At 66.0% G+C, this 5,346-nt stretch carries 4 protein-coding genes, 1 tRNA gene and 1 pseudogene; 4 read left to right on the forward strand and 2 right to left on the reverse strand.

Features of this window, described 5'->3' with window-relative positions; genetic code table 11:
* A pseudogene (locus WAN71_RS08200) lies at nt 1-564 on the reverse strand (transcription-repair coupling factor); the annotation flags it as partial.
* Between the two features lie 118 nt (nt 565-682).
* Between WAN71_RS08200 and lysA the strand changes: the two are divergent.
* Nucleotides 683-2,029, forward strand: a complete 1,347-nt coding sequence (lysA, locus tag WAN71_RS08205; protein ID WP_422224849.1) for a diaminopimelate decarboxylase — start codon at nt 683-685, stop codon at nt 2,027-2,029.
* Between the two features lie 58 nt (nt 2,030-2,087).
* Here the strand turns inward: lysA and WAN71_RS08210 are convergent, their stop codons facing one another.
* Entirely contained in the window at nt 2,088-2,681 is a 594-nt protein-coding gene (locus tag WAN71_RS08210) for a TetR/AcrR family transcriptional regulator (RefSeq protein WP_422224852.1), read from the reverse strand.
* Between the two features lie 130 nt (nt 2,682-2,811).
* On the opposite strand from WAN71_RS08210, the gene WAN71_RS08215 reads away from it, so the two are divergent.
* The 3 genes from WAN71_RS08215 (at nt 2,812) to glmU (ending at nt 5,229) form a co-directional block, all read left to right on the forward strand.
* Nucleotides 2,812-2,883 (forward strand) — tRNA-Gln (locus WAN71_RS08215).
* Between the two features lie 68 nt (nt 2,884-2,951).
* Entirely contained in the window at nt 2,952-3,611 is a 660-nt protein-coding gene (locus WAN71_RS08220; protein WP_422224850.1) for a TetR family transcriptional regulator, read from the forward strand.
* 145 nt (nt 3,612-3,756) lie between these two features.
* Nucleotides 3,757-5,229 (forward strand): bifunctional UDP-N-acetylglucosamine diphosphorylase/glucosamine-1-phosphate N-acetyltransferase GlmU, encoded by a 1,473-nt coding sequence (glmU, locus tag WAN71_RS08225; protein ID WP_422224851.1) that lies wholly within the window; start codon nt 3,757-3,759, stop codon nt 5,227-5,229.
* Nucleotides 5,230-5,346 lie beyond the last annotated feature (117 nt).

A 5,346-nucleotide genomic window follows, 5' to 3' on the forward strand; every position in this document is an offset into this window, starting at 1 on the left:
GTCCACCCGGGTGTAGGCCAGCTCGACCAGTCGAGTGATGACCCCTTCGAATCCCCCGTCCGCGCCGGTGGCGCTGCCAGTGTCGCTGCCGACAGTCAAAGTGAGCGGTTCCAGCAAGCCCAGCTGCGGGGCCATCGGCTGCAGAAGCGAGCGCACCGCGGTGACCACCACCCGCAACGGCGGGCCCAGCCGGGCGTCGTCGGGGTGGGCCAGCCGGCGCAGCAGCATCAGTCGGGCGCCGACGGTGTCGACACCCGGTGAGAGCCGCTCGTGGGGCAACGTCTCCCAGGACGGGAACATCGCGACGGAGTCGCCGAAGACCCCGCGCAGTTCTGCGGACAGGTCATCGGCCTCGCGACCGGTAGCGGTCACCACCAGCAACGGACCGTGTTGGGCCAGCGCGCTGGCGACGAATAGCCGGGCGCTGGCCGGGCCGACCAGCGTCAGTTCGTCAGGTCGATCGGCGGCGAGGCCGATGAGTCGCTGTAGCGTCGGCGCGCGCAATGCCGACTCCACCAGCCCCGCGATCGGGGTAACTACACATTCCGGCCCCGGTGCGGTCATGATCCCGTCATTGTATGGGTCGCAAGTTTGGGTCCGAACTTCGTCAATTTCTGGCTCAGCATCGTCAAGGATCCGTTAGGGCAGCGGCATCCGCTCACACCGCGCGGACGCTGAAGTCATGACAACAACTTTGCCGGACGTCTTGCCTTCCATAGGCTATGCGGCTCCGCCGCGGTTCCATCCGGCGATCTGGCCGATTACCACCCATTCCGACGACGAGGGCCGACTCTGCATTGGTGAGGTACCCCTCACTGACATCGCCGACGAGTTCCGCACCCCGACTTACGTGATCGACGAGGCCGACTTCCGGGGTCGCGCCCGCCGTTATCGCACGGCGTTGCCTGACACCGAGGTCGTCTACGCGGGCAAGTCGCTGCTGACGATCGCGGTGGCCCGCTGGCTCCGCGAAGAGGGGCTCGGCGTCGACGTCTGCTCAGCCGGTGAACTGGCCACCGCTCTGGCCGCTGGCGTAGCGAAGGCCCGCATCATCATGCACGGCAACGCGAAGTCGCAGGACGAGTTGCGCGCCGCGGTGCGCAACGGGGTCGGGCGCATCGTGCTGGATTCGTGCAGCGAGATCACCGACCTCGCGGGTTTGGCGGACGGGCGGCAGCGGGTGCTGATCCGGGTCACCCCGGACATCGACATTCACGGCCATCGCGCCGTCACAACCGGGATCAGTGACCAGAAGTTCGGCTTCACCCTCGACGGCGGGCACGCCGCGGACGCAGTGGCGCGCGTATTGGCGCACCCCAGCCTCAACCTGATCGGGCTGCACTGTCATCTCGGCTCGCAAGTCACCGACACTGCCCTCTATGGCGAGGCGATTCACCGGATGATCGCTGCCATGGCCGACATTCGCGTCCGGCACGGCATCATCCTGACCGAGCTGAACATCGGCGGCGGCCACGGGATTCCGTATCTGGCTGGTGACCCGGAGCTCAGCATCGACGAGCTGGCCCGGGTGATCGACGACGCGCTGGACACGGCCTGCGCCGCCGAACGTTTCCCTCGGCCGACCGTCGTGGTCGAGCCGGGCCGGGCCATCAGCGCGCGGGCAGGTGTCACCTTGTACCAGGTGTGCGGTGTCAAGACACAACCCGGCGGGCGCACCTTCGTCGCCGTCGACGGCGGAATGAGCGATAACCCGCGGGTCTCGCTGTACGGGGCGAAATACACTGTCGCGCTTGCCAATCGACATTCACTCGCGCCGAGGCAGCGGGTAACGGTGGCGGGGCGACACTGCGAGGCGGGCGACGAGATCGCCCGCGACGTTGAGCTCCCGGCCGACCTGCATCAAGGCGATCTGCTGGCGGTGGCATGCACCGGCGCCTACCACCACAGCATGGCGTCCAACTACAACATGGTGGGCCGACCACCGCTGGTGGCGGTGAAGGACGGCCGGGCGCATGAACTCCTCCGCCGCGAAACTACCGCCGACCTGTTATCGCGTGACCGCGGCTAATAGCGGCGACCCGCCGCGCCCGGCTACGCCGCGCTTGCGATCGCCGCGGGCTAACAGCTCATTCGTCCTGCAGGTGCGGATCGGCTTCCAGATGGGTCAGGCCATTCCACATCAGGTTGACCAGATGTGCGGCCACGACTTCTTTCTTGGGTTCGCGGGTATCGAGCCACCACTGCGCGGTCATCGACACAGAGCCGACCAATGCCTGGGCGTACAGCGGCGCCAGGCCGGCGTCTAGGCCTCGACGGGCGAAGTCGCCGGCCAGGATCGAGCTCACCTGGCTGACGGCGTCGTTGAGCAGGCTGGAATAGGTGCCCGAACTGATGGCCGCCGGCGAGTCGCGGATCATGATGCGAAAGCCGTCGGTGCGTTCCTCGACGTAGGTCAGCAATGCCAGCGCTACCCGCTCGACGCGCACCCGCGACCGGTTGTTGGTCAGCGACGACGTGATGCCATCGAGCAGGGCCGACATCTCCCGGTCGACGACGACCGCATACAGCCCTTCCTTGCCGCCGAAGTGCTCGTAGACGACCGGTTTGGACACGTTGGCGCGCAGCGCGATCTCCTCGATCGAGGTGCCCTCGTAGCCGCGTTCGGCAAACAGCGACCGGGCGATATCGATGAGTTGATGCCGCCGCTCGCTGCCGGTCATCCTGGCGCGCGGCGCACGCACCTCTTTCTCCGGCGCTGCCACGCCTATCAGGTTATCGGTTGCACTACAGTCTGACGAAGGCATCGGGGTGCGTGGCCGGTCAGCAGGCCTGCTCGCCGCTGGTGCGCGGTCCGTCGTGGTGTAATCGGCAGCACATCAGATTTTGGTTCTGAGAGTTCAGGTTCGAGTCCTGGCGACGGAGCTGGGTTCGGCACCTCTGCACACCAAGGGTCCGTGAGTCTATGCCCATAGCGAAACTCCGGAGGCGCGATGGCCCGGCAAGTTCGATCGCAAGCGACACGACGGAAGATTCTCGACGCCGCGGTCGACGTTTTCGGTGAGGTGGGGTACGCGGCCGCCGACCGGGCCGCGATCATCGAGCGCACTGGGATGACCAAGGGCGCTTTTTATCACCACTTCGATTCGATGGAATCACTCGCATCGGCGGTCATCGACGAAGGTGCCAAGCTAGTTCTCGATGTGTTAGCCGCCATATCTGACTCATTCTCTCCGGCATTGGAAAACATGGTGCACGGGTCGTTCGTGGCTGCCGACCTGTTCACTTCCGACAAGGTGGCCCGCACCGCCGAGCAGTTGACGCTTGCCTTCGGGAAATTCAATGCCACTGCCGCCGGCGTCTACACCAACTGGGTGGAGGGAGTGGCCGCCGAGGTGAAGAGAGCAATCACTGAAGGCGATCTCCGAGACGGCCTCGACCCGAAAATGGTCAGCGAATCCATCATCGGCGCAACCTTCGGGACATGGATACTGTCCCAGTCGACTCCCAGCGGCAACGACCTCATCGGGCGATTGACTCACATGTGGGAGCTGTTTTTGCCCGCGATCGCGACTGATACGTCACTGGCCTATTACCGCGAGTACCTTGCCCGCGAGGCACTGCGGCACGTCGAGCACGATTCGGCGACCTAACCGCGCGAGCCAGCGGGGCCAGCTATCGCTCGGGGCGCAGCACCTGTTTTGCCGCGACCGTGCGGATAATGACACGCTGGACATCAGTGGCGACGTATGAGGTGCACGCTCGCGGCAGGAAACGGCCAGAAACCGAGGAGGTTGGATGCCAACGCAAGGCGAATCGGCGGTCCTCATCCTGGCGGCCGGGGCCGGAACCCGGATGCGCTCGGACACCCCGAAGGTGCTACATCCCCTTGCCGGCCGCAGCATGCTGGCGCATTCGCTGCACTCGATCGCCAAGATGGCGCCGCAGCACCTGGTCGTGGTGCTGGGTCAGGACCACGAAAGTGTCGAACAGGTCGTCGGTGAATTGACCAATACGCTGGGGCGTTCCATCGACGTGGCGATACAAGATCAGCAGCTCGGCACCGGCCACGCGGTGCTGTGCGGCCTGGCGGCGCTGCCCGACGATTTTGCCGGCGTCGTTGTCGTCACCTCCGGCGACATCCCCCTGCTCGACGCCGATACGCTGGCCGACTTGGTCGCAGTGCACAACTCCCGGGACGCGGCGGTCACCGTGCTGACCACGACGCTGACCGATCCGACCGGCTACGGCCGAACACTGCGTACTCAGGATCATCAAGTGATCGGGATCGTCGAGCAGGCTGACGCGACGCCCTCTCAGCAGGAAATTCGTGAGGTCAACGCCGGGGTGTACGCCTTCGACATCGCGGCGCTGCGATCGGCGCTGAGCCGACTGTCAGCCGACAACGCCCAACGAGAGCTGTACCTCACCGACGTCGTCTCGATCGTCCGGCAGGACGGGCAAGTGGTGCAGGCCCGGCACGTCGACGACAGCGCGCTGGTGGCCGGTGTCAACAACCGGGTCCAGCTGGCCGAGTTGGGCGCTGAACTCAACCGTCGCATCGTCGCTGCCCACCAGCTGGCCGGGGTGACCATCATCGATCCGGTCACCACCTGGATCGACGTCGATGTGACGATCGGCCGCGACACCGTTATCCACCCCGGAACGCAGCTGCTCGGCGGCACCCGCATTGGCAGCCGCTGCACCATCGGCCCGGACACCACGCTGACCGACGTCGCCGTCGGCGAAGGCGCGTCGGTGGTCCGCACCCACGGCACTGGCGCCTCGATCGGTAACGGCGCGGTGGTCGGCCCGTTCACCTACGTGCGGCCCGGCACCGTGCTGGGCGCCGACGGCAAGCTGGGCGCATTCGTCGAGACCAAGAACTCCACGATCGGGACGGGCACCAAAGTGCCGCATTTGACCTACGTGGGCGACGCCGACATCGGCGAGCACAGCAATATTGGCGCCTCCAGCGTCTTCGTCAATTACGACGGCACCTCCAAGCAACGCACCACGGTCGGCTCGCATGTGCGCACCGGCTCAGACACCATGTTCGTAGCCCCGGTCACCGTCGGCGACGGCGCCTACACCGGCGCCGGCACGGTGGTGCGCGAGGACGTTCCGTCGGGTGCGCTGGCCGTTTCCGGCGGCCAGCAACGCAATATCGAAGACTGGGTCCAGCGCAAGCGTCCCGGCACCCCGGCCGCCAAGGCCGCAGAAGCCGCCGCAAAGGCCAAGCAAGCGCTCGAAGCCGACCAGACGCCATGACCCCACTAGGCGCCAAGTCGGCAACCCATCGGAGCACTTCGCTTACGATGGGTCCTCGATTCCCTAATACCGACCCCAATACGGCGAGGGCAGCACGGTGAGCCACGACTGGACCGA

The sequence above is a fragment of the Mycobacterium sp. genome (genome assembly GCF_049280035.1).
Lineage (GTDB): Bacteria > Actinomycetota > Actinomycetes > Mycobacteriales > Mycobacteriaceae > Mycobacterium.